This is a genomic window from Arthrobacter sp. Soil_C_60 (assembly GCF_057656375.1).
The window spans coordinates 637,167-658,993 of record NZ_JBDGKM010000001.1 but is presented as its reverse complement, the minus strand read 5'-3'; the positions used below and the strand labels follow the sequence as shown (position 1 = coordinate 658,993).

Genomic DNA, 21,827 nt, shown 5'->3' with positions numbered 1-21,827 from the left:
GGGAGAACTACCCATCGTGTCGGCTTGACCTCTGGCAGGAATGCTGGCATGAAAGTAGCAGCGCCAGATCCAGCACTCGAATAAGGAGCTCCATGCCGGCTCACGAGAGACCCGGGCAGCCACGGCGCCCGACCACCATTCTGCGCATCGCCACGATGAACGTGCTTTCCCCCTCCCACGCCCATTGGCTGGTCCGGCGTCCGCTGCTCAAGGAATGTTTATCACGGTTGGAAGCCGACGTATACGCCCTGCAGGAAATCGACGCCACCGGAACCCATGACGCGGCCGCCGAACTCATCGGATCCGGGTACTACATCGTGCGGCACACCAGGACGGCTCCTGACGGCACAGGTTCTGTGATTGCTTCCCGCTGGCCCATCGTCGTGCTCCACGAGCTGGACTTGGATGTTTCGCCACGAACTTCTGCTGACAGTTGGTACTCGGCCGTGATTGCCGAAATCCACGCACCAACTCCCTGGGGCACGTTCCTCATGGTCCATCACAAGCCCGTTGGGCAGCTCGGCTACGAACGTGAACGTGAGCTACAGGCAGTGGCGACCGCACGCGAGGTGGAAAGACTGCTGGACAGCGCAGGCCGCCATGTCATACTCGCCGGAGACTTCGACGCCGCACCGGACTCTGCCAGCATCAGGTTCTGGACCGGCCTGCAGTCTTTGGAAGGAATCAGCGTCGCTTACCAGGACTCCTGGACCGTTAAGCATCCGCATGAACCCGGCCACACCTTCAGCCCGCGCAACGTCCTGGTCCGCAACGGCGACATGCCGTTGGACCCCGGCCGGCGGATCGATTACGTCATGAACCGCTGCGGCGTCCACGGACCGTCGCTAGCCGTAGCCCAGTGCAGGCGGATAGCGGAGCCAGATGCGGCAAGGCAGCCAAGTGATCACTACGGCCTGTACACGGACTACCAGATTCCCGTGCGGCCCGTTGGCACTCCACCTCCGTAGCAGGAGGACGCAGATCTCCACTCGTACTGTCAGGGATGCAACCATCGGCGGTGCCAGGCTGAAGGCGGGCCGGCTGCTACGTGGAGATCCGCAACAGCCCGCCCGCCTTCATGGCCCGAGAACTTCTAGTTCTGGCGAGCCTCAGGATGCTTCTGCAGGTATTCCCGGTGCGCTTCTTCCACGCGCAGATTGGCGCCCCTGGTTTCCTTGACCACGGACACCGCCACCAGCGAGATCACAGATAGCACCGCGATGTAGATTCCGATGGAAATGGTGGTGCCGGTCCACCCCAGCAACAACTCAGCGATCATCGGAGCGAAAGCGCCACCCAGAATCGCGCCGATCGCGTAACCGATCGAGACACCGGAGTAGCGAACGTTGGCAGGGAACATCTCCGCGTACAGTGCCGACTGGGGGCCATAGGAGAGGCCGAGCCCGATGGTCAGCACAAAGGCCGCCACAGTGAACCAAATGATGCTGGCGGTGTCGATCAGCAGGAACATCGGAACGGCCCACAGCAGAACCCAAACGTAGCCGATCTGGAAAGTGCGGATTCGCCCGATCTTGTCGGAAAGGATGCCGCCATACATGGTGAAGGCCAGCCAGCCGAACGCTGCCAAGGTGCTCGCCAGCAGCACGGCGGAGCGGTCCATGCCCAGCCCGCCATCGGCGATTTCTTTGGTTGCGTAGGAGGCGAAGAAAGCGATCAGCAGGTAGCCGGCAGCGTTGTTGGCAATGAAGATCAATGCCGTCAGGATGACTTCTTTCCAGTTGTGCTTGAACAACTGGCCCAGAGGGGCAGCAGATTCCTTCTTGCGCTCCTGCATCTCCTTGAAGACAGGGCTCTCATCGACTGTCCGGCGAATCAGATAGCCGACAACAATCAGTACCACGGAGAACAGGAACGGAATACGCCAGCCCCAACTCAGGAAGGCCTCCTCCGTCATGAACGTGGTCAAGAGCCACATAACACCGGTGGCCAGGATCATCCCGCAGGGAACACCGATCTGGGGGAAGGCGCCGAAGAAACCACGCTTGTTGCGTGGAGCATGCTCCACAGACATCAGAGCGGCACCGCCCCATTCCCCGCCCGCTGAGAAGCCCTGCAGGATCCGGAGGAAGACCAGGAGGATCGGAGCCCAGATACCAATCTCCGCGTAAGTCGGCAGGACACCGATCAGGGTTGTAGCCAGACCCATCAGCAGCAGGGTAAAGACCAGCATAAGCTTGCGCCCCAGCCGATCGCCCAAATGGCCGGCAACGATGGCACCCAGCGGCCGGAAGAGGAAGCTGATGCCCAGCGAGGCCCAGGCCACAATCTGGGCCAGGCCCGCACTCTCCTGCGACAGCGGGGCGAAGTAGAGGCCGGCGAGCACCATGCCGGCCGCCTGGGCATAGATAAAGAAGTCGTACCACTCGATGGTGGTGCCGACCAGCGTTCCGGCTAGAACCTTCCGCTCCTCGTGCCGTGTAGCGGGAGGAAGGTTGTCTGCCAGTTCTTCTGACGTTGACATGAGAAACTCCGATTGTCCGAACGGGAACATTACTTACAGAACGGTCGGTAATGTGACTCTGGCAATATTACACGATGGTGACTTGGGGCACAGTCCGAAGCCTAACGATTAGGCAACGGCGCTTCAGTGCCAGCAGTGGCGACAGGAGCTAGCAGCATTCCACGCAACGGGTCCACCGGCTCCGGCCAAAAGCGGAGGTTCAGGCCCAGGAAGAAGGCGCCCTTGACGACCGCATTGGCGACAACCTGATGCGCCACAAGTGCACCGGCACCGGGTTACGCCACGACGGGCATTGCACGGCTACGGCCGGCAGGATGATGCGCCCGATCGGCACGAAGAGGCCCTCGAAGACACGACACTGTCCTTCTCATCGAAGTGCGCGGCCATTCATCATGATGCTTGGTGTGCAGCAATGCACTGTACCGCATTGGTCGCGCACCCCTGCCCATCCGTTCTATATTTGAACATCGCGTCCCGATATAGAACAATGTAGGAATATGAGCGCAGACACAATTCTGTGTGCGATGGTTCTCTCCGACGGAAAATAGGATGGGCTGATGAGTGAGGCTCGTATTTCAACACCAGCGGTTCCCGCTGGTGTCTCGGCGCGCGCGGAGGGATCAGCCAAAGCGCCCGCCCACTCGCAGACTTTGTCCCGCGGGATTCGAGCTCTTGAGATATTGGCCGAGGCACGGTCGCCGATGACGATCGCGGAACTCTCGGAGGCTCTCGGCGTCCACCGGTCGATCGCCTACCGGATTCTACGTACGCTCGAGGACCATTCGCTGGTGCTGCGTGATTCCGCCGGGCGAGTTCAGGCCGGACCGGGTCTGGCTGCACTGGCCCGCGGGGTCTCACGTGATCTTCAATCGGCAGCGCTTCCGGAGCTGACTGCCTTGGCTAATGGACTGGCCATGACGGCGTTCCTCGCCGTATGGGACCAGCGAGACTGCGTCACGCTTATCACGGTGGAACCGCGCCATGCTTCAGCCACCTTGGCCCAGCGGCCGGGCACGCGACACTCCTTCAGCGCAGGCGGTCCGGGTATCGCCATCCAGTCCGCCCTAACCGAAGAGCAATGGGAACAACTGGCCTCGGGACAGGCGTACCGTCCCGAGGCCAGGAAAGCCCGCGAAGTCGGCTACAGCGTCAGCCACGAGGAGGTCATACCGGGAACCTCCTCGGTGGCGGCGCCTATCCGCATTCCCGGACAGTTGCCGGCTGCGGTCGCCGTCGTTTACGTCCGAACTGACAAGCCGGAGGCTGAGTTGGGGGCAGAATTGATCCGGGCAGCTGCCGCAATAGAGGACGAACTCCGCTGACTACCTCCGGTTGCGGACCAGCATGGCACCGAGAATGCTCACGGCCAGCATGGCCACGGACGCGGCGGCCGCAACCACGAAGGCACCCTGGTACCCCGATGTTTCGGCAATCGCCCCGGCAACTCCGGAGCCAAGGGCCGAGCCGAGCACTACCCCGCTAGCCAGCAGGGTCATAACGGTGCCCAGCCGCTCGTCCGGAGCGACCTTTCCCCCGATGGTGAAGATCGTGACCATCGTCGGTCCGACGGGCAGACCCACGAGCAGCAGTACTACGAGCATCGGCACCACTTCAGTTGGCAGGAACAGCAGCAGGCTCAGGACGGCCATTGCTGCGGCGCTGGCGATCCAGCGTGAGGCGTGGGAAAACGTCTCCGACCAGTACGCGACAGACAACGCCGTCACAGCGGAACTCAGTCCGAGCACGGCATAGAGCAGGCCTGCCGTGTCCGCCGCGCCAAAGCTACCGCCGAACGCATTCAAAGCATTCTGGGTGGCGCCGAAGAACGTCCCCATGGCAATCATCCCGGCCACAGGAACAATGACAACTCCCCAGTTCACCGGGGTCTTCCGCGCCGCGGCCGCTGCCTGCGGGTGCCGTTCAACCAGCTTCGGGGTCACTGGTTGGACGCTGCGGTAGGTCGGGTGGACGGCGAAGGCCGAAACCATCACGATGGTCAGGGTTGCCGCCAGCGCAAACGGCAGCCAGGGTGCTACCAAGGCCGCCAGCAGTCCCACCAGTGCCGGCCCCAGCACGAAGGTCAGCTCGTCGGCAGTACTTTCGTAGGACAGGGCCGTATCGAGTTCCTGCTTGTTGTTCCTCGTCATCGCCATCCACCGCACGCGCGCCAGCGGACCCACTTGCGGGCAAGTGGCTCCCATAAGCAGCGCAGCGCAGAGGGCGAAAAAGATCTCCGGCCCGGCGAAATTGGCAGTGAGGTAGGCTGCGGCAAGGACGAGGCCAATGCTCAGTGTGTGGGCAACAGCCGAAATCAGCAGGACAGGGCGTTGGCCTGCCCGGTCGGCGAAATAGCCGATCGCCGGGGCGCCGATGGCGGATCCGATGCCGACCGCCCCGGCGGCGAAGCCACCGATAGCGTACGACCCGCTTACGGCGGTGAGCAGAGTCAGCGCTCCCACCGTGAGCATGGCCAAGGGAAGCCGTGCGAGGAAGGCAATGGGCAGGAAGCTTGGTCCCGCCAAGGCTGGCAGGCGGGCGTAACGGCCGAAAATACTGCCTGACGATGATACTTCCGGCACGTCGCCCGTGGCCTCAGCCGCTGGGGCGTTGGGAGTTGGAGTTGAGTCCGCACTTCGTGTCATGTCATTTTCCGATAGCAAGAACCGCGCATCGTCCCGCCTCCCGATGCGCCCAACCCGGATAACGGCACTATCCTACACCGGCTGCAAGATCGGTGATTCCGCCGTCATCATCCGCACGGTGGAGCCATCGCGGCCTTTGCTGATCTGCAGCTGCGCTCCGATGCGCTGCTTCATTTCGGCCACATGGCTGACCAGTCCTACGACCCTGCCGCCGTCGCGGAGGCCTTCGAGGGCGTCCATCACCTGTTCAAGCGCCTGTTCGTCGAGGCTGCCGAATCCTTCGTCCACAAAGAGAGTTTCGATATCGACCCCGCCTGCCTCAGCCTGGACCACATCCGCCAGCCCCAGGGCAAGGGCAAGCGATGCCATGAAGGATTCACCGCCAGAGAGCGTCGAGGTATCGCGGCGTTGTCCGGTCCATTCGTCACTGACATGGAGTCCAAGGCCCGACTTCTTGTTGCCCGACTTCGAGTCGTCATGGACGAGCCGGTAACGTCCATCCGTCATGGCAGTCAGGCGTTCCGAGGCCGCCGCGGCGATCTGCTCGAGCCGGGCAGCAAGGACGTAGGTGGTGAGCGTCATTTTCCGTTCATTTTCACCCAGGCCACGGACCGTGTCGGCAACGGACTGCACCAGCTCGAAACGTGCCCGGACCGGCTCCAACGATGCTGCTGCTGCCTCCAACCGCCGGCAATAGCCGAGGAGCTGTTCCTCGGACTCCCGCAGCACCCCGTGCCGCACGGCCGCGGCCTGCAGCTCCGTTTCCATAGCCAGCGCGTTGTGCCGTAGATCCTCCAGCTCCGCTTCGTCCGGCAACGGTTCCCCATCAGTTTGAGCTTGCCGAGCACGGGCGACGCGGTCCGAGGCCTGCAGCAGTTCGATGCGCTGGCCAAGGGAGGCATACGCACGGTCCTGCAGCTGCACCTGTTCAAGCTCGCGGGTCGGAAGGAGCGCGGCCAGGACATCCGCTTCCGAGCCAAACTCCGAACCGGCTATGGCGTCCTCAAGCTCACTGGTGCACCGTTCCAGGGTTGCCAGCGCGTACGAGTACTCCCCCAGCGACTGACGGCATTGCCTGAGCAGGCCGTCCAGTGCGGTCAAGCCCTCCGCCAGCTCCTGCAGTGTGCCGCCCGACGGGAGAACCGATGCAATCTTCTGCTCCAGTTGGTCGGCCTGCCGCGCCGCGGCCTCGGCATCCGAGCGGGCACCGGCAGCAGCGACAGCCAGTTCCGCTCCCTGGCTCAACAGCGCCGCGAGCTCGTCCCGGCTCTTTTCGATCAGGCCGCGCAGACGCTCGCGGTATTGTGCGGCCTCCTGTGCCTGGTCAAGGAGCTCCTGCAGGTCGCGGACAGCGGCAGCAGCCGCTTCCGGTTCGGTTTCCCCGCCTTGAGCCGCCAGGGCCGCCAACTTATTCCCGAGGGCAGCAAAACTTTCTTGCGATTTCGCGTAGGCAGTCTCGGCCTGGGCATGCTCCCGACGGGCTGCGGCTTCCTCTTCCCGGCTTACCATGCTGTCGCTGTCTGCTGTTGCCAGCCGCGGATGTTCGTCCGATCCGCAGACCGGGCACAATTCGCCCTGTTCGAGTGTGTGGGCGAGCTCAGCGGCTGATTGCTCCAGCCGCCGCTCCAGAAGGTCGAGCCAGTGCTGTTTCAACTGCAGTTGCAGTGCATTGGCTTCATCGCGCACCCGCCTGGCAGAGTCAGCCCGGGCGCGGCAGGCGCCGTAGGCGGACACCGTTTCCGCGACCGCCTCTGCCACTTTCAACTGCTGCCTGAGCCTTTCGACGTCCGAGTCCGTGCCATCGGCAGCGGCCAGGTCGACGGCGAATTGTTCGCCGGCAGCGCGGGTAGCTTCTGCCTCCGCATCCACCTTTTCGTAGCGGCGGTCAAGCTGATCCGCAGTCTGCAGCAGCCTCTCCGCCTGGGTCCTGGCCTCCTTGAGACGGGCTTCCTCAGGTAAGAGCACGCGGATTCTGCCCAGTTCATGACCGATGGTGCCTGCAGCAGTTTCGATCAATGCCTGGGCCCGGTCGGCTCCCGTAGCTGGCAGTTCCAACTTCCCGGATGCGAAATCGGGCGCGTAAATGCCGCATAGCGGATGGCGCGCTGCGCGTTCGAATGCTGCCTGTGCCGCGTGGAGACTGTCCCCGGTCCTGGATGAAGCCTGGTCCCGGTGCCGGATGCTGGATTGCAGCAGTTCCGCGGCCCGGTGGGCCGTAAGTACCTGGGCGCGCCGGCTGGATCCGTTCGCCCCTGCCGTCTGCTCGGCTTCCAGACTCTGCAGGAGAAGCCAGTCCGCGTGGTCGGCCAGGCGCATTTCCTGACGCGCAATGCCGCTCCTGAGTTCTTCGAGTGTCCTGCGGCCGCTCCCGACGGCGTCCTCTGCCTCCTGCGCGAGCCGCTCGACGGACGAGTGCAGATGCTGCAGCTTCTCGGCGGCCGGTGCACCGTCCTCCGGCAGTTGTTCGGGCGCCAAGTGACGGTTCGCTTCTTCCTCCGCACGGCGCAGCAGGTGTCCCACCTCCGATTCGGCGGTTAAAAAAGCAGCCCGTGCCGCGGCGGCGTCTGCCGCCAGGGATTCCTCGATCAGCTCATAGCGGTCCGTGTCGAACAGACGCTGCAGCAGCGGACGCCGCTCTTTGGCATCCGCCCTGAGGAAAGCCGCGAATTCGCCCTGGGGCAGCATCACCACTTTGGTGAACTGGTCGAGGCTCATGCCCAGCACGTCGCCAAGTTCGATGGCGGCTTCGTCATTCCTGGCCGATTTGTCGATCCAACTGCCGTCGACGAGTTCGCGCAGAAGGGTACGCGCCTGTTCGGTAACACTGCCCTTGCTTGACCTGGTGGAGGGCCGGTCCCATTGCGGCGAGCGCGTCACTTCAAAGCGGCGGCCCCGGGCGCTGAACTCACACACTACTTCCGGTGCCAAGGCCGGGTCCGCGTGGTCGCTTCGCAACCGTTTGCCGCCCTGCCGGGCACCGGGAACGGATCCGTACAGGGCGAAACATACCGCATCCAAAATGCTGGTCTTGCCTGCGCCGGTCTTGCCGTTGAGCAGAAACAGACCGTGGGCACTGAGCTCATCAAAATCCACGCTCTGGCGTTGCGCGAACGGGCCGAAGGCCTGGATCTCCAGCCGGTGCAGCCTCATGCTGACACCTCCGCGGCTTGCACTTTGGCCAGGGTTTCCATCAGCAAACCTCGTTCCGCATCCCCCGCTGACCGGGACCGTACATGGTCAAGAAAACCGCAGCAGACCTCCAGATCATCCTGTGCTTTGGCGATACGTTCGCTGTAGGTTAGGCGGTCCGTCCGTGGGCCTCCTTCCGGCTCGAAAGCGAGGACCAGCGTATGGGCGAAACGGGCGCGGAGCCGTTCCATCGCTTTCAGCGGCCGCTCGGCATCCGTAACCGTGATCTGGCAGTAGGAATCTTCTGCCGCGGCATGCTTGTCGGATTCCAGCAGGTCCACCATGCTGCCGCGCAGCACGGCGAGCCGGCGCCCGGTGTCCCAACTGACGTTCTCGGCGCCCACAAAGCCGCCCCGGTCAAATTCAAGCAGGATACCGCCCTTGTGGTGGCCGGCTTCGGAAAACGAATACGGCAGGGGCGAACCGGAATAGCGCACCGATGCGCTCAGCTCCTGGCGCCCATGCAGATGGCCCAGCGCCACATAGTCGAGGCCATCGAAGAGATCCAACGGGACTGCCCCTACTCCGCCGATGCTCAGGTCCCGCTCGCTGTCCGAGGTCAATCCGCCGCTGGCGAAGGTGTGGGCCATGACCAGCGAACGGATCGGCCCGTGTGCCCTGCGGCTCTCCAGATCCTGGTGGATGCGTTCGAGTGCGGCACGCATCACGGCAGTGTGCGTGGGCGCGGCTGCCTCCAGTTCCTCTGCCGTCAGCCGCGGCTCCAAGTATGGAATGCCGTAAACGGCCAGGGTGGCGCCGTCCAGCTCAAGTTCCACTGGGGTGGCCAGTTCGGCAATCCGGGTCCGCAGGTGGACGCCGCCGTGGGCCAGAATGGCGCCGCCAAAGCCCAGGCGCGAGGCCGAGTCATGGTTGCCGCTGGTCAGGATGATCCTGGCGCCGGCCGACCGGATTCTGGACAGCGCGTCCGAAAACATCGTCACGACGTCCACCCCCGGCAGGGCACGGTCATACACATCCCCGGCAATGAGCACGACATCCACGCTGTGTTCCCGGACCGTATCCACCAGCTGGTCGATGAAGTGCTGTTGCGCTCCAAGCATGCCGACGCCGTGGAAAGACCGGCCAAGGTGCCAGTCCGATGTGTGCAAAAGCTTCATGGCTTCAAAGCTACCTGCCGGCTCTGACAGTTTTTCGCAGACCTGCCGTTATCCACAGGTGTCCTTTTACACAGCTGTGTCCCGCCCCTGCGGCAGGGACGGGACACAGCTACTCAAAGCAGGCGGCGGTAGCGCCTTACTCGGTGGAGTCCTTGCGGCCGGCGTCCTTGGGAGCCGGTTTCTGGTCGAAGAAGTCGCGGGCTTCGGCGGCACCGAGATCATCCCGGCCAGGCTTGCCGTCAGCAATCTTCTTGTCGTCTTCGACGGTATCTACCACCGCTTTGCCCCCGGCGACGCCTTCGCCGGCTGTGGTGCCCGTAGGCGTACCGGCAACGGAACCGGCAGTGGAGGTATCGGCAGCAGCCGAAGCCTGCCGTCCGGCGTCGTCCGCATTTTTCGTCTTGACGGCAGGCACGGTTTCAGCACTGCGGTACAGCAGTCCGGCAATCACGGCGCCCAGCACCGGGGCGACCCAGAAAAGCCACAGCTCGCCCAGGGCGGCCGGCTCGGCGAAGTAAACCGCGGCGGTGGAGCGTGCCGGGTTCATGCCTGCGTTGGAGATCGGCAGCAGGGCGGCGGTCAGCACGGCGAAGGCCAGACCCACGGCGTAGGGAGCGCTGCGCAGGCGGTCGCGCGAAGAGGTGGCACCGAGGTAAATGGCCACGAGCATCGCGGTGCCGATCGTTTCCGCGAGGAAGACGCCGGCCATTGTGAAGCCGAGGTCTTCGCCGGAGGCATACCCATTGGCCACGGAGGAGAATACCTGGGCGGCCTGGGATCCCACCGGGTGGCTGCGCATGATGACCCACAGCACGACGGCGGCCAGCGATGTCCCGACCAGCTGGGCGATGATGTACGGCAGAACGTTTTTCCAGCTGGTCCTGCCCGCGAGCGCACTGCCCAGCGTGATGGCCGGGTTGAACTGTCCGCCGGAGATGTGGCCGAATGCCAGCATGCCGGCGATCACGGCCAATCCGAACCCGAACGGTACGGCGAATCCGCCCTGCGGGTTGAACATGCCGATGCCCAAGGCACCGAAGAACAACAGAAAGGCACCCGCAATCTCGGCGGCGATCCGCGCCGACATCCCATAGCCCTCCCCGAGCCGGGGAGGCAGCTCCCTCACGGCCGGCGGTGCGGGACGTGGCTGGGGGTTCTCAGCCTGCTCTGTCGACATCTGGTTATTACCTCCTTGGGCCGGTACTGGACCGGCATCCGATCACAAAACGACTACAGCGTTTCACCTGATGCTGGGAAAAAGCTGAACGTTCGCTGAACAGCCTGGGCGACGCTTGTTGAAGCCCCGCCCTGCCCCGGCCAACCGGTGATGGGGCACGGATAAGCTGGAGGGGTGATTACCGACTTCGCTTCCCGCGTCCGCGGCTGCCTGCTGGGCGGTGCCCTCGGCGACCAATTGGGCTATGCCGTTGAGTTTTCCCGCTGGGACCAGATCCAGGAACGTTTCGGCCCGGACGGGCTGCGCGATTTCTCCCAACTGGATTCCCCGGGCCATATCTCGGACGACACGCAGCTCACCCTTTATACGGTGGACGCCCTGGTGGAGGCACTGGAATGGGCCAACGACGGCACTGCCGCCGACGAGACGGCACTCCTCTGGCTGGCCTATCTGCGCTGGTACGCCGGCCAGGAAGGCGCATTTCCCGAGTCGGCCCCGGAGCCGGCCCCGCGCTGGATCGACGCCCAGCCGGTTCTCAAGCAGCGCCGCGCGCCGGGCAAGGCATGTTTGTCGGCGCTTGCCACGGGCGACATGGGGACACTGGCCCGGCCGCTGAATCCACGGTCCAAGGGCTGCGGCTCCGTGATGCGCTCCGCCCCGTTCGGGCTGCTGCCGTTCGTCACGCCGGAAACGGTGTACATCCTTGCGGTCAACGGCTCTGCCCTGACCCACGGCCACCCGGCAGCACACCACAGCGCCGCGGCCTTCGCCTCCCTCATCCGGCTGCTGGTCCACGAGAACGCCGGCCTCGCGGGCGCCGCGTCTGCCGTTTTCACCCGCGCCGAACAGGAAACATCCGCCCCCGAGCTCGCCGCCAGGCTCCGCGAGGCGATCGGCCTGGCGGAGCAGGGTGTGGTGGCCCCGCCGGAACTCACCGCAGCGCTGGGTGAGGGCTGGGTCGCCGAGGAGGCACTCGCCGTCGCGCTTTATGCGGTCCTGGTTACCGAAGGGAGTACGACGCCGGAAGAGCACTTCCGCAGCGCCCTCGCCATAGCCATTAATCACGACGGCGACAGCGACTCCACCGGGAGCATCACGGGGAACATCCTCGGGGCTTTCTACGGGGAGGCGGTGTTGCCCCGGTCCTGGGTTGATGCGGCAGAAGCGCCGGAGGTGGTTCTCGGCATGGCGGCCCGCTTCCTGGCCCAGACCGAGGCGCCGGCGTAAGCAGCCGGAGCGGCCGATACGCTGGTTTCATGACTCAGGACTGGATCCCCAACGCATTGCCGCCCTTGCACGGAAAAACGGTGGTCGTCACCGGCGGAAACGCGGGCCTGGGCTATTTCACCTCGGAGCAGCTGGCCGCAGCAGGCGCCAAGGTCGTCATCGCCGCGCGGAATCCGCAGAAAGCCACAGCTGCCATCACCGCGATCAAGGCCCACTGTCCGGAAGCAGCCGTGACCTACCAGCATCTGGACCTGGCGAGTCTGGCCTCGGTACGGCACGCGGCTGCGCAGCTTTCGGAGCTGGAGCATATCGACAGTCTCGTGGCCAATGCCGGCGTTATCGGTTCCCCGCTGCGGCAGAACACTGCGGATGGCTTCGAGCTCCAGTTCGGCACCAACCACCTGGGCCATTTCGCGCTGGTCGCCGAACTGATGCCCGCGCTGGCCGCGCACGGCAGCCGGATTGTTCATGTGGGCAGCGTCAGCCACCGCTGGGTGAGGCCGGACTTCACCACAGCGGCACATCCCCGCAAGTACTCGAGCTACCACTCCTATGCCCTGTCCAAGCTGGCGGTCATGAGTTTCGGTTTTGAACTGGCGCACCGGCTGGAATTGCTGGGCTCCCCGGCCACCTCGGTGGTGGCCCATCCCGGCTACTCCCGCAGCATGTTCACCCCGCACCGGCCCGGCGTGGCTACCTATCGGCCCGCCCCGGGTATGCAGCGGCGGTTCAGCCGCCCCTTCGCACAAGGCAAGGACGCCGGCGCCTGGCCGCTGGTGCGCGCTGCCGTGGACGACGAGGTCCGCAACGGGGACTACTGGGGGCCGGACGGGCCGTTCCAGCTCCGGGGCCAGCCCGCGCTGGTACGGCCGCAGTCCCATGCCTTGGAACGGAACGCCGCGTCAAGGCTGATCGATCTCTCCCAGGAGCTGACCGGGTTCCGGCTGGATCTTTAGCCCGGTCAGGAGCTAGTGGACGGCCATTCGCCGCCGAGCATCTGCAGGAACTCCCCCTCGGAGAGGACCTCGACCTGCTGGCCGCGCCCGTGCAGCGCCAGGACTTTCTGGGCCTTGGTGGTAATCCGGCCCCGCTTGAGGTCCGCCGCGACGAAGCCATCCCCCACGACCAGGACACTCGTCTTGCGCGTTACGGTGCTGGCCGGCTGGGCGCCGAGTGCGGCCGCCCGGATCTTGGCCTGCTGGCGTTCGATCCCGAGGTTGCCGGTGAACACGATGGTTTGGCCGAACAGCGGATGCGTCTCGTCCGCCTCGCGGTTGGCCGGCGGATTGGTGCCTTCCTGCGGCCAATAGGTCCAGGCGGTACTCGGCGCCGCTCCCCCGGCTGTGCCGGCGATTTCCTGGCGGTTGCGGGCGTTGACTGTCGGTTTGGAGAGGCCGTCGCGGCCCGGGACGTATTCCTGCAGCCGCGATGCCGGCAGCTGCATGGCGACCAGAAGTTCGGCAACGCTGGCCGCCGAGTTCCGGGCGGCAATGTCCACCATGATGCCGGCGCAGGCCCGTGCATCGGCGACTGCATCGTGATGGTTCAGCAGCGGAACGCCGGCGGCTTCGGCGACGAACGGCAAAGAATAGGACACCAGCGAGTAGCTGCGCCGCGAAAGAATGACGGTGCACGCGTAGTCATAGGCGGGCCCGGAGAGCTCCGAGACTTCCAGCGCCGACCGGATCACGCCCATATCGAACGCCGCATTGTGGGCCACCAGGACATCCGCACCAATAAAGCCGGCCATCTCGGGAAAGATCTCCCCGAACCGCGGACTGCCGGCGACCATATCAGCGGTGATGCCATGGATCTGGACGTTGCGGGGATCGAAGTGGTCGAAGCCGTCCGGAGGACGCATCAGCCAGGAGGCTTCTTCCACCACTTGCCCGTCACGGACCTTGGTCAGACCCACGGAGCACGGAGAGCCCCTGAACCCGTTTGCTGTCTCAAAGTCTATGGCCGTGAACTCGATTCCCACGCCCTCAAGAGTACCGGCCCGCCAGGACAGTTCCTGCCATAAACACGACGGCGGCTGCCGGCACCAAGGCCGGCAGCCGCCGTCGTTATTTTGGGTGTCGCTGAAGCGCAGCTCTGCTTCCTACGGCTCGGCCCGGCGCAGGGTGAGGTAGGAGCCCGCGGCGAGGACGGCGCAGAAGAGTGCAACCCAGCCCGAGACGCTCAGCGGCGTCTGCGCCACGAACCACGCGCCGACCGCGGGCCACCAGCCCTGCCATGTGGCCAACGCCACCAGGCCCAGCAGCACCAAGGCAATCGCAATCCAGACAATCAGCATGCCCGTGGCCCGCCAACGTTTGTAGACGGTGGCGAACCAGAAGCCGACCATGAACAGGGCCAGCATGGCGATGAAGTAAAACAGGATCTGGACTACGCCGTGGCTGTCCGCAATCCAGCCCAGGGCATAGAGCTGCCCGTTCTGGCCCCAGCCGTTGGTGGCTACCTCGACGAGACCGAGTATGTAGTACAGGACGCTGATGGCCAGGGCGACGACGGCGAACAAGCCGACGGTGCCCAGATAGAACGTCCTGCGGCTGACGCTCATGGCCTGCGAGAACGGGAAGGTGAGGGTCAGCGACTGGATCCCCAGGGCCAGGAAATACCACATGACAGCCTGCGCTGCCCCGGAGTACACGGTGGACTCGCTGTCCGGAATCAGCGCCCAGATGGCATAAGTGACCAGGAAGGCACCCGCCATGATGACCGCCGGGATGCCCAGGAAGGTCCACTTATTGATGAGCTGCATCCTGGCAACGTTGGCAATGCGGTTCATGGTGAGACCTCCAGTTCGGTAGCCGCCCCGTTCATGGACAGTTCGGCGCCAGCGCCCATGGTCCGGCGGACGATGAGTTGCTGCAGGGATACCGGCGCCACTTCCAGGCCGAGCTCCGCCGCTTCGGTCCGCTCGGCTACGCTCAGGCGGCCCTGGACGGTGACCGAAGCCAGCGAGGCCAAGGACTCCCGGTGCAGGATTTCGCGGCCAGAGGTAAAGGCAGCGACCCTGGTGCCCGTGCCGACTACGGTGAACGCCGAGCCGCGGATGGCCTCGGCGTCGTCGTCGATCATGATCTTGCCTTTGTCGATCACGATCACGTGCTCAAGCAGGTTCGCCACCTCATCGATCAGGTGCGAGGAAAGAATGATGGTGCGCTGATGCTCCGAATAATCCTCGACAAGCCGGTCGTAGAAAATCTGCCGGGCCACAGCGTCCAGTCCCAGGTACGGCTCATCGAAGAAGGTGAGCTCCGCGCGGGACGCCAGACCGATGATGACTCCGACCGCGGACAGCTGGCCGCGAGAGAGCTTCTTGATCCGGCGCTTGAGCGGCAGCTGGAAGTCCTGGGCGAGCCGTTGCGCAAAGGCCTTGTCCCAGTTGCGGAAGAACAGCGCGGCCGAAGCGAAGGCCTGTTCAGCGGTGAAATCATCCGGGTACTTCTGCGACTCGCGGATGAAGCAGATCCGGCTCAGGACCCTGTCGTTTTCGTAGGGATGCTCGCCGAAGATCCGGATTTCCCCGGAGGTCTGGAAACCCTGTGCGGTCAGCACCGACATCAGTGTGGTCTTGCCGGCTCCGTTCCGTCCGAGCAGACCGTAGATCTTGCCGCCGTCGATCTTCATGCTGACGTCGTCGAGGGCCGTGGTGTCTTTGTAGCGCTTGGTGACATTGCGGATTTCGATGATGGTCGAGTCGCCTGGGGCTGTCACTGTGCCACACTCCTTTCACTGGTTTCCGTGTCTGTTTCGCTGCGGCTGAGCATTTGCGCCAGCTGCTCCTTGCTGATTCCGAGCTTGCGTGCCTCCCGGGCGAGCGGCTGGACATATTGGCGGAAGAATTCTTCCCTTCGCCTGTCCAACAGCAGAGCCCGCGCGCCCGTGGCTACAAACACGCCTATTCCCCGCTTCTTGTAGAGGATGCCCTCGTCCACCAGCCGGTTGACGCCCTTGGCTGCCGTAGCCGGATTGATTCGGTAGAAGGCCGCAAATTCGTTGGTGGAAGGAACCTGCGCCTCTTCCGCCAGCGCCCCATCAACAATGTCGTTCTCGATGAGCTCGGCAATCTGCATGAAGATCGGACGTGATTCATCGATCATCTGCCCACCTACCCTTCCAACCTCCGTTCACCTCGGCGAGGTTAGGGGGTTCATTACTCATGTAGCTAACCATACAACACCTCCTGCACCGGAGGTCAAGAGATGTGGCTGGGGAAAACGGAGAAGAAGCTTAATGAAGTGTTAACACAGGAGCTCTTAGAAGCCGGCGGGCGCAGCGCTACCCTTGAGACATGGCTACTCTCACCCCCGGGCCGCAGTGGTATTTGTTCGACTACGGCATGGTGATTTCCACCGCCCCGGAAGAAGCTGACTGGCAGGCGTTGGAAGAGGCGGCAGGCCTGAATCTGCGGCAGGTGGAAAGCGCTTACTGGCTGCACCGGCTGCAGTACGACGAGGGGCGGCTCTCCTCGAGAGACTACTGGACACGGGTAGTCGGCTCGGCCGTCTCCGAGGGCAGAGCCATGGAACTGGATTCCCTGGACGCCATCCAGTGGTCGCATCTGAATCTGGACACACTCGATGTCCTGGATCTGCTCAGTTCGCGCACCGCACAACTGGCCGTGCTGTCCAATATGCCACTGGCCATGGCAGACGAATTTTCTTCCGCAGCATGGACCCGATACTTTTCACAGTGCTTTTACAGCTCCAGGATCGGCAAGGTCAAACCCAATCCCGGCGCCTTCCAACACGTGCTCTCGACACTGAACGCGGATCCGGCCGCGATCGTCTTCATTGACGACAAGGCCGAAAACATTGCGGCTGCCAAGGCGCTCGGAATGACCACGGTCCATCACGTCCCGGGCACGGATCTGCTGCGCGAGCTCGGACTTTAGCCGCCGGCAGTCGAAGTCAGGAGGCTGAATTCCGGCTGTTGCGGATCTTCACGATCTTGGAAATGAGCCAGTAGGCCGCAAAGATGACCACTGCGGCAATGACGATCTTCTGGAAGATGTCGGCGTACTGCTCCACGAAGTGCCAGTTTTCGCCGAGGTAGAACCCGGCGAAAACAAAGATGGCGTTCCAGATCAGGCTGCCGGCCGTGGTCAGGAGCAGGAACTTCCACACGGGCATTCGTTCGATACCCGCCGGAATGGAAATCAGGGACCGGAAGATCGGGATCATCCGGCCAAAGAAGACCGCCTTGTAACCGTGCCGGTTGAACCAGGCTTCTACCTTTTCGACGTCCTCGACGTCGACCAGCGGGAGTTTGTCAGCAATGGCGTACATCCGCCGTCGGCCCAGCCAGGCACCCAGCCCGTAGAGCAACCAGGCGCCGAGCACCGAACCCAGTGTGGTCCAGAGCAGCGCCTCGATGAGCGTGAAGTTTCCCCGGCTGGCGGTGAAGCCGGCCAACGGCAGGATAACTTCGCTGGGAAGAGGCGGAAAGAGGTTTTCCAACGCGATGGCCAGGCCCGCGCCGGGAGCCCCGATGGTCTCCATCATGTTCACGGCCCACTGGGCCACGCCCGTAAGGTTCGCGGCGGAGTCAGTGGACTGGGCGGAAACGGCAGCGGGGAATTGGATGCTCATGATGCCTTCAAGTGTGCCTTACGCTCCTCCGCTTCGCCGAACGGCACGTCTGCACCGTGACGAACCCCACTGCATCAGCTCAGGGCTTTGACCAGGTGCGGCAGCAGTGCCCGAAAGGCCTGTCCGCGGTGGCTGATGGCGTTCTTTTCCTCCGGCGACAGTTCGGCACAGCTGCGGTCCATTCCCTCAGGCTGAAGGATCGGGTCATAGCCGAAGCCGCCGGCGCCGCGGGGCTCGGCCAGGAGTGTTCCCCGAAGCCTGCCCTCCACCACGGCGTCCATGTCGGCCGAGACGACACTGGCCGCGCAGACGAAGGATGCCGCACGGTGTTCCGGCCCAATGTCTTCAAGCTGGGCCAGCAACAGCTTCAGGTTGGCCGCATCGTCACCGTGCGAACCGGACCAGCGGGCCGAAAAGATGCCCGGAGCCCCGCCGAGGACATCGACTTCGAGACCGGAATCATCGGCGACGGCGACCAGCCCCGTCGCTGCCGCCACCGCCCGCGCCTTGAGCAGGGAGTTCTCTGCGAAGGTGACACCGGTTTCCTTCACATCGGGCACGCCGGCGGTGGCTGCGTCGATGACCTGGGTGTCGACGTCGAGACCCGGAACTTGCCCCCGCAGCAGCTCGCGCAGTTCACGCAGCTTGCCGGGGTTCCTGGTGGCCAGGACCAGGCGGGCCGGACCGCTGTGCTGGGTTGAGCCGCTCATGCACTTTCCCCGAGGGTCTCGCGCTGGATCTGTGCGAGCTCGACGGTGCCGGCGAGGGCCAGATCCAGCAGCGCGTTCAGTTCGTCCCGGTCAAACGGCGCGCCCTCGGCGGTGCCCTGGACTTCGACGAACTTTCCGGATCCTGTAACGACGACGTTCATGTCCGTTTCGGCGCGTACATCTTCGACGTAGGGCAGATCGAGCATGGGCACGCCGTCGATGATCCCCACGCTGACGGCTGCCACGGTATCGATCAGCGGCTGGGCGTTGCGGCCCACCAGCTTGTTTTCCTTCGCCCAGCGCAGTGCGTCGGCCAGCGCCACATACGCCCCGGTAATCGCCGCGGTACGGGTTCCGCCGTCGGCCTGCAGGACGTCGCAGTCCAGCACAATCGTGTTTTCGCCCAGGGCCTTGAGGTCAATGATAGAGCGCAGGGAACGGCCGATGAGCCGCGAAATCTCGTGGGTGCGGCCGCCGATCTTACCCTTGACGGATTCGCGGTCGGAGCGGGTGTTCGTGGCCCGGGGCAGCATGGCGTATTCGGCGGTGACCCAGCCGCGGCCCTCGCCCTTGAGCCAACGCGGCACTCCTTGCGTCAAGGATGCGGTGCACAGCACGCGAGTGTTGCCGAATTCGATCAGCGCCGAGCCTTCGGCCTGGTTGGACCAACCCCGGGTAATGCTGATGGGCCGCAGCTGGTCCGGTGCGCGCCCATCGGCACGGACGATGGCGGCGGGCAGGGCGGAGCTCGAGTCAACTGAAGTCATGAATCCAGCTTATCCGCACGGCCAACGCTCAGACGACGTAGCTGACTCCGGCCACGGCTACGGCCAAACCGCCCGAGTAGGTCTCACGGGCTTCCTCGACCGTACGCACGGAGTCGTTCCACACCGGTAAATGGGTCAGCAGCAGCCGGCTGACATTGGCCTTGGTCGCCGCTGCACCGGCCCGTTTTCCCGTCAGGTGGATTCCTTCAATGGCGTCATCGCGGCCCTCATGGTAGGCCGCTTCGCAGAGAAACATATCCGAATCCTGGGCCGCTTCGACCAGCGCGTCACAGCTGTCCGTGTCGCCGGAATAGGTCAGGATCTTGGTGACCGGACCGTTGGGGCCCGGCTCGGTGGCCTCGACGCGCATGGCGTATGCCTCGTCCACGGGGTGGCGCACGGCGTATGGCGTGATGGTGAAGGGCCCCAGCTTGACGCTTTCCCTATCCGTCCAGTTGTGGAAATCGAATTCTTCGTGCATGCCCGGATCCAGTTCGAGACCGTAGGCGGTTGCCATCCGGTCCGCGGTGGCGGCCGGGCCCCACACCGGGATGCGGCCCTTTGACCAGCCGTCCGGATGCCAGCGGACGGCAACATGCAAGCCGCACAGATCCATGCAGTGGTCCGGGTGCAGGTGGCTTAGGAAGACCGCGTCGATGTCTTCCAGGTCCATATAGCGCTGGGCCGTTCCGAGCGCACCGTTGCCCAGGTCCAGCAGGATCCGCCAGGTCCTTTCGCCGTCGTGAGCCGACACCAGATAGCAGGACGCAGGTGACAGCGGCCCCGGGAACGAACCGGTGCAGCCAATAATGGTCAGGTTCATATCCCCGCGTCCTCACGTCCGGCACCGACGAAATGCGACAGCCGGGACCCCTCGTTCCCGTCGTTCCCGGACTTCGCCGCGGCGATCATCTCGTCGGTAATCCGCGCCATGGCTCCGGTGGGATACTGCGCCGCCACGCGGTCCACGTGCTCCACGGTGCGGACCTCGGGCCCCAGGAAGCGTCTGGCCAGCACCTCGAACGCGGCCGCGTCGCCTGTGGCAATGAAGTGGTGCTGCGGCGGCAGGCCATCCTGGCGCAGGAGGCCATGGCGCACCAGAGCGCGGTAGACATCCTTCGCGGTTTCCTCTGCGCTGGAGACCAGGGTGACGCTGTCCCCCATCACGTAGGAGATGACGCCGGTCAGCAGCGGATAGTGGGTGCAGCCGAGCACCAGGGTATCGATCTCCGCCGTCTTCAGCGGCGCAAGATACTCCTCAGCCGTGGACAAGAGCTGGTCCCCCGCCGTCACGCCGGCTTCCACGTATTCGACAAACCGCGGGCAGGCAACCGAGGTGACATCCAGATGCGGCGCGGCGGCGAAGGTGTCTTCGTAGGCGCGGGAGCCGACGGTTGCGGAAGTACCGATGACGCCGATCCGGCCGCTGCGGGTCGAGGCAACGGCGCGGCGGACTGCCGGCTGGATAACTTCGATCACCGGAATTCCGTAGCGGGCGGTATAGCGTTCCCGCGCATCGCGCAGCACGGCCGCGGAGGCCGAGTTGCAGGCGATGACGAGTAGTTTGACGCCCGAATCCACCAGTTCATCCATGACGCCCAAGGCGTTGGCCCGCACTTCGGCGATCGGCAAGGGCCCGTAGGGGCCATTCGCGGTATCCCCGACGTACAGCACGGACTCCTGCGGCAGCTGGTCGATGACAGCACGCGCAACGGTCAGCCCACCAACGCCCGAATCGAAAATGCCGATGGGGGCAGAGGGTTGGCTGTTCTTCAAAGTCGCACTCACGTCCGGGCTCATGATCTAACGAGGATAAGTCCTGGGCGTGCTATTGCAGAACTTCCGCGCAGCGGCTGTAAGCCATCTCACAGTCTGATGACGCGGCGGGAAGCCCGCCGGCGGGCATCAACTGTTCGATCCGGGCCTGCCCAGCCCATCCAGCAACGCCTGCATCAAAGTCTCCTGCAGCCAGGTCATGAAGTTGTAGACCAGGGCCAGGTAGGTGTCCAGATCCTCGGCCTGGGACCAGTCGTCGATGCCGTGCAGGGCCTGGGCGTCTTCATCTGTCTCGATCTTGAGCCGGTCCGCCAGCACCAGCCGCACATCATTGACCGCGCGGGCGAAGAGCCGGGCCTGCTCGGCAGTCAGCTGGACGTGGCTCTGCTCCAGCAGCAGCGAGCTGGCACGCAGCGCCGCTACCTTGTCTTCCCGCAGGGAACGTTCGGTGAGCCGGCGGAACTCGAGCGCCTCGCCGTCGTCGTTCTTCACCGCATCCGGCAGCAGGCGCAGCAGGGCGCTGTCCTCAGGCTTGACGGCCTTGCTGTCCAGGCCGACCATCGCCGCCAGCGGGTCCTCGTCGGCGATCCCCTCGCGCTCGAGCATGCTGATGATGTCCTCGAAGAGCCGGCGGATCAGATCCCGCTCCGCCGCTTCCAGCTCGCCGGTAATGCCCTTGCGCGTGTTCCTGAATGCCTTGGCCATACTTACGCCTGGTCCGCCTTCTGGTACGTGGCCCACAGGCCGAATGAATGCATTGCCACGGTGTCCCGCTCCGCCTTTTCCCGGCTGCCGCTGGCCACTGCCGATTTGCCCTGCTGGTGCACCTCGAGCATCAGTTTGTTGGCCTTGGCTTCCGAGTAGCCGAAGTAGCTTTGGAAGACGTAGCTGACATAGCTCATGAGGTTGACCGGATCATTCCAGACAATGACCACCCAAGGCACGTCCGTTGCGGAGAGCTCCTCGACTTCGGCGTCCCGGGCCGTTTCTGCTTCGGCGTCGACAATGGTGTTGACCACCACCGCGGGCAGGGCGAAATCAGGGTAAATGCTCGACATCATGGATTCCATTGTAGGCTTCAGGACTCCCCGCGCCGCTTTGGCCGTGCCGGGTACTCAGACGGCGAACACCGGATTAGA

Annotated in this window: 21 protein-coding genes; 5 read left to right on the top strand and 16 right to left on the bottom strand. The window is 64.2% G+C overall.

From position 1 onward, the window contains the following. The first annotated feature begins 92 nt into the window (after positions 1-92). The gene (locus tag AC3A4M_RS03175) at positions 93-968 is read left to right on the top strand and encodes an endonuclease/exonuclease/phosphatase family protein (RefSeq protein WP_498733953.1); all 876 of its coding nucleotides are present in this window, start codon (positions 93-95) and stop codon (positions 966-968) included. Between the two features lie 125 nt (positions 969-1,093). Here the strand turns inward: AC3A4M_RS03175 and AC3A4M_RS03170 are convergent, their stop codons facing one another. Next, a complete protein-coding gene (locus AC3A4M_RS03170; protein WP_498733951.1) occupies positions 1,094-2,482 on the bottom strand; it encodes an MFS transporter in 1,389 nt (462 codons plus the stop codon). Between the two features lie 557 nt (positions 2,483-3,039). Between AC3A4M_RS03170 and AC3A4M_RS03165 the strand changes: the two genes are divergently transcribed. Then, entirely contained in the window at positions 3,040-3,804 is a 765-nt protein-coding gene (locus AC3A4M_RS03165; RefSeq protein WP_498732644.1) for an IclR family transcriptional regulator, read from the top strand. On the opposite strand, the gene AC3A4M_RS03160 is transcribed toward AC3A4M_RS03165, so the two are convergent. The 4 genes from AC3A4M_RS03160 to AC3A4M_RS03145 all read right to left on the bottom strand — a co-directional run bounded on the left by AC3A4M_RS03160 (position 3,805) and on the right by AC3A4M_RS03145 (position 10,608). Next, positions 3,805-5,124 (bottom strand): MFS transporter, encoded by a 1,320-nt coding sequence (locus AC3A4M_RS03160; RefSeq protein ID WP_498733948.1) that lies wholly within the window; start codon positions 5,122-5,124, stop codon positions 3,805-3,807. A 72-nt stretch (positions 5,125-5,196) separates the two neighbouring features. Then, positions 5,197-8,274, bottom strand: coding sequence for an AAA family ATPase (locus AC3A4M_RS03155; RefSeq protein ID WP_498733947.1), 3,078 nt, complete (start codon positions 8,272-8,274; stop codon positions 5,197-5,199). Then, a complete protein-coding gene (locus AC3A4M_RS03150) occupies positions 8,271-9,431 on the bottom strand; it encodes an exonuclease SbcCD subunit D (RefSeq protein ID WP_498733944.1) in 1,161 nt (386 codons plus the stop codon). Before AC3A4M_RS03150 ends, AC3A4M_RS03155 begins: the two co-directional genes overlap by 4 nt. Positions 9,432-9,567: 136 nt before the next feature. Continuing rightward, positions 9,568-10,608 (bottom strand): MIP/aquaporin family protein, encoded by a 1,041-nt coding sequence (locus AC3A4M_RS03145; RefSeq protein ID WP_498733942.1) that lies wholly within the window; start codon positions 10,606-10,608, stop codon positions 9,568-9,570. A 174-nt stretch (positions 10,609-10,782) separates the two neighbouring features. Here AC3A4M_RS03145 and AC3A4M_RS03140 point away from each other — a divergent pair, with 174 nt between their 5' ends. Both AC3A4M_RS03140 and AC3A4M_RS03135 read left to right on the top strand, forming a co-directional pair. Beyond that, entirely contained in the window at positions 10,783-11,835 is a 1,053-nt protein-coding gene (locus AC3A4M_RS03140) for an ADP-ribosylglycohydrolase family protein (RefSeq protein WP_498733940.1), read from the top strand. Positions 11,836-11,864: 29 nt separating this feature from the next. Further along, positions 11,865-12,791 carry an SDR family NAD(P)-dependent oxidoreductase gene (locus tag AC3A4M_RS03135; RefSeq protein ID WP_498733938.1) on the top strand — a complete coding sequence of 309 codons (927 nt, stop codon included), beginning with the start codon at positions 11,865-11,867 and terminating at the stop codon, positions 12,789-12,791. A 5-nt stretch (positions 12,792-12,796) separates the two neighbouring features. On the opposite strand, the gene AC3A4M_RS03130 is transcribed toward AC3A4M_RS03135, so the two are convergent. The 4 genes from AC3A4M_RS03130 to AC3A4M_RS03115 all read right to left on the bottom strand — a co-directional run bounded on the left by AC3A4M_RS03130 (position 12,797) and on the right by AC3A4M_RS03115 (position 15,944). Continuing rightward, positions 12,797-13,816, bottom strand: coding sequence for a 3'-5' exonuclease (locus AC3A4M_RS03130; protein WP_498733936.1), 1,020 nt, complete (start codon positions 13,814-13,816; stop codon positions 12,797-12,799). 120 nt (positions 13,817-13,936) lie between these two features. Then, entirely contained in the window at positions 13,937-14,626 is a 690-nt protein-coding gene (locus AC3A4M_RS03125) for a hypothetical protein (RefSeq protein WP_498733934.1), read from the bottom strand. Then, positions 14,623-15,558, bottom strand: a complete 936-nt coding sequence (locus tag AC3A4M_RS03120) for an ABC transporter ATP-binding protein (RefSeq protein WP_498733932.1) — start codon at positions 15,556-15,558, stop codon at positions 14,623-14,625. The genes AC3A4M_RS03125 and AC3A4M_RS03120 overlap by 4 nt, the downstream gene beginning before the upstream one ends. Then, entirely contained in the window at positions 15,555-15,944 is a 390-nt protein-coding gene (locus AC3A4M_RS03115) for a GntR family transcriptional regulator (protein WP_498733931.1), read from the bottom strand. The genes AC3A4M_RS03120 and AC3A4M_RS03115 overlap by 4 nt, the downstream gene beginning before the upstream one ends. A 191-nt stretch (positions 15,945-16,135) precedes the next feature. Between AC3A4M_RS03115 and AC3A4M_RS03110 the strand changes: the two genes are divergently transcribed. Further along, positions 16,136-16,738, top strand: coding sequence for an HAD family hydrolase (locus AC3A4M_RS03110; protein ID WP_498733930.1), 603 nt, complete (start codon positions 16,136-16,138; stop codon positions 16,736-16,738). 16 nt (positions 16,739-16,754) lie between these two features. On the opposite strand, the gene AC3A4M_RS03105 is transcribed toward AC3A4M_RS03110, so the two are convergent. The 7 genes from AC3A4M_RS03105 to clpS form a co-directional block, all read right to left on the bottom strand. Further along, on the bottom strand, positions 16,755-17,435 hold the full coding sequence (locus AC3A4M_RS03105) for a DedA family protein (protein ID WP_498732632.1): 681 nt from the start codon (positions 17,433-17,435) through the stop codon (positions 16,755-16,757). A 74-nt stretch (positions 17,436-17,509) separates the two neighbouring features. After that, positions 17,510-18,145, bottom strand: coding sequence for an RdgB/HAM1 family non-canonical purine NTP pyrophosphatase (gene rdgB, locus AC3A4M_RS03100; RefSeq protein WP_498733927.1), 636 nt, complete (start codon positions 18,143-18,145; stop codon positions 17,510-17,512). Beyond that, positions 18,142-18,912, bottom strand: coding sequence for a ribonuclease PH (rph, locus tag AC3A4M_RS03095; protein ID WP_074701717.1), 771 nt, complete (start codon positions 18,910-18,912; stop codon positions 18,142-18,144). Before rph ends, rdgB begins: the two co-directional genes overlap by 4 nt. A gap of 28 nt (positions 18,913-18,940) precedes the next feature. Beyond that, positions 18,941-19,735: an MBL fold metallo-hydrolase gene (locus AC3A4M_RS03090; RefSeq protein WP_498732630.1), complete on the bottom strand. Its 795-nt coding sequence runs from the start codon at positions 19,733-19,735 to the stop codon at positions 18,941-18,943. Then, positions 19,732-20,700 carry a glutamate racemase gene (murI, locus tag AC3A4M_RS03085; protein WP_498733924.1) on the bottom strand — a complete coding sequence of 323 codons (969 nt, stop codon included), beginning with the start codon at positions 20,698-20,700 and terminating at the stop codon, positions 19,732-19,734. The genes AC3A4M_RS03090 and murI overlap by 4 nt, the downstream gene beginning before the upstream one ends. A 117-nt stretch (positions 20,701-20,817) precedes the next feature. Continuing rightward, complete coding sequence (locus tag AC3A4M_RS03080) at positions 20,818-21,393, bottom strand: DUF2017 domain-containing protein (RefSeq protein WP_498733922.1); 576 nt, start codon at positions 21,391-21,393, stop codon at positions 20,818-20,820. Between the two features lie 2 nt (positions 21,394-21,395). Continuing rightward, positions 21,396-21,746, bottom strand: a complete 351-nt coding sequence (gene clpS, locus AC3A4M_RS03075) for an ATP-dependent Clp protease adapter ClpS (RefSeq protein WP_498734089.1) — start codon at positions 21,744-21,746, stop codon at positions 21,396-21,398. Between the last annotated feature and the right edge of the window lie 81 nt (positions 21,747-21,827).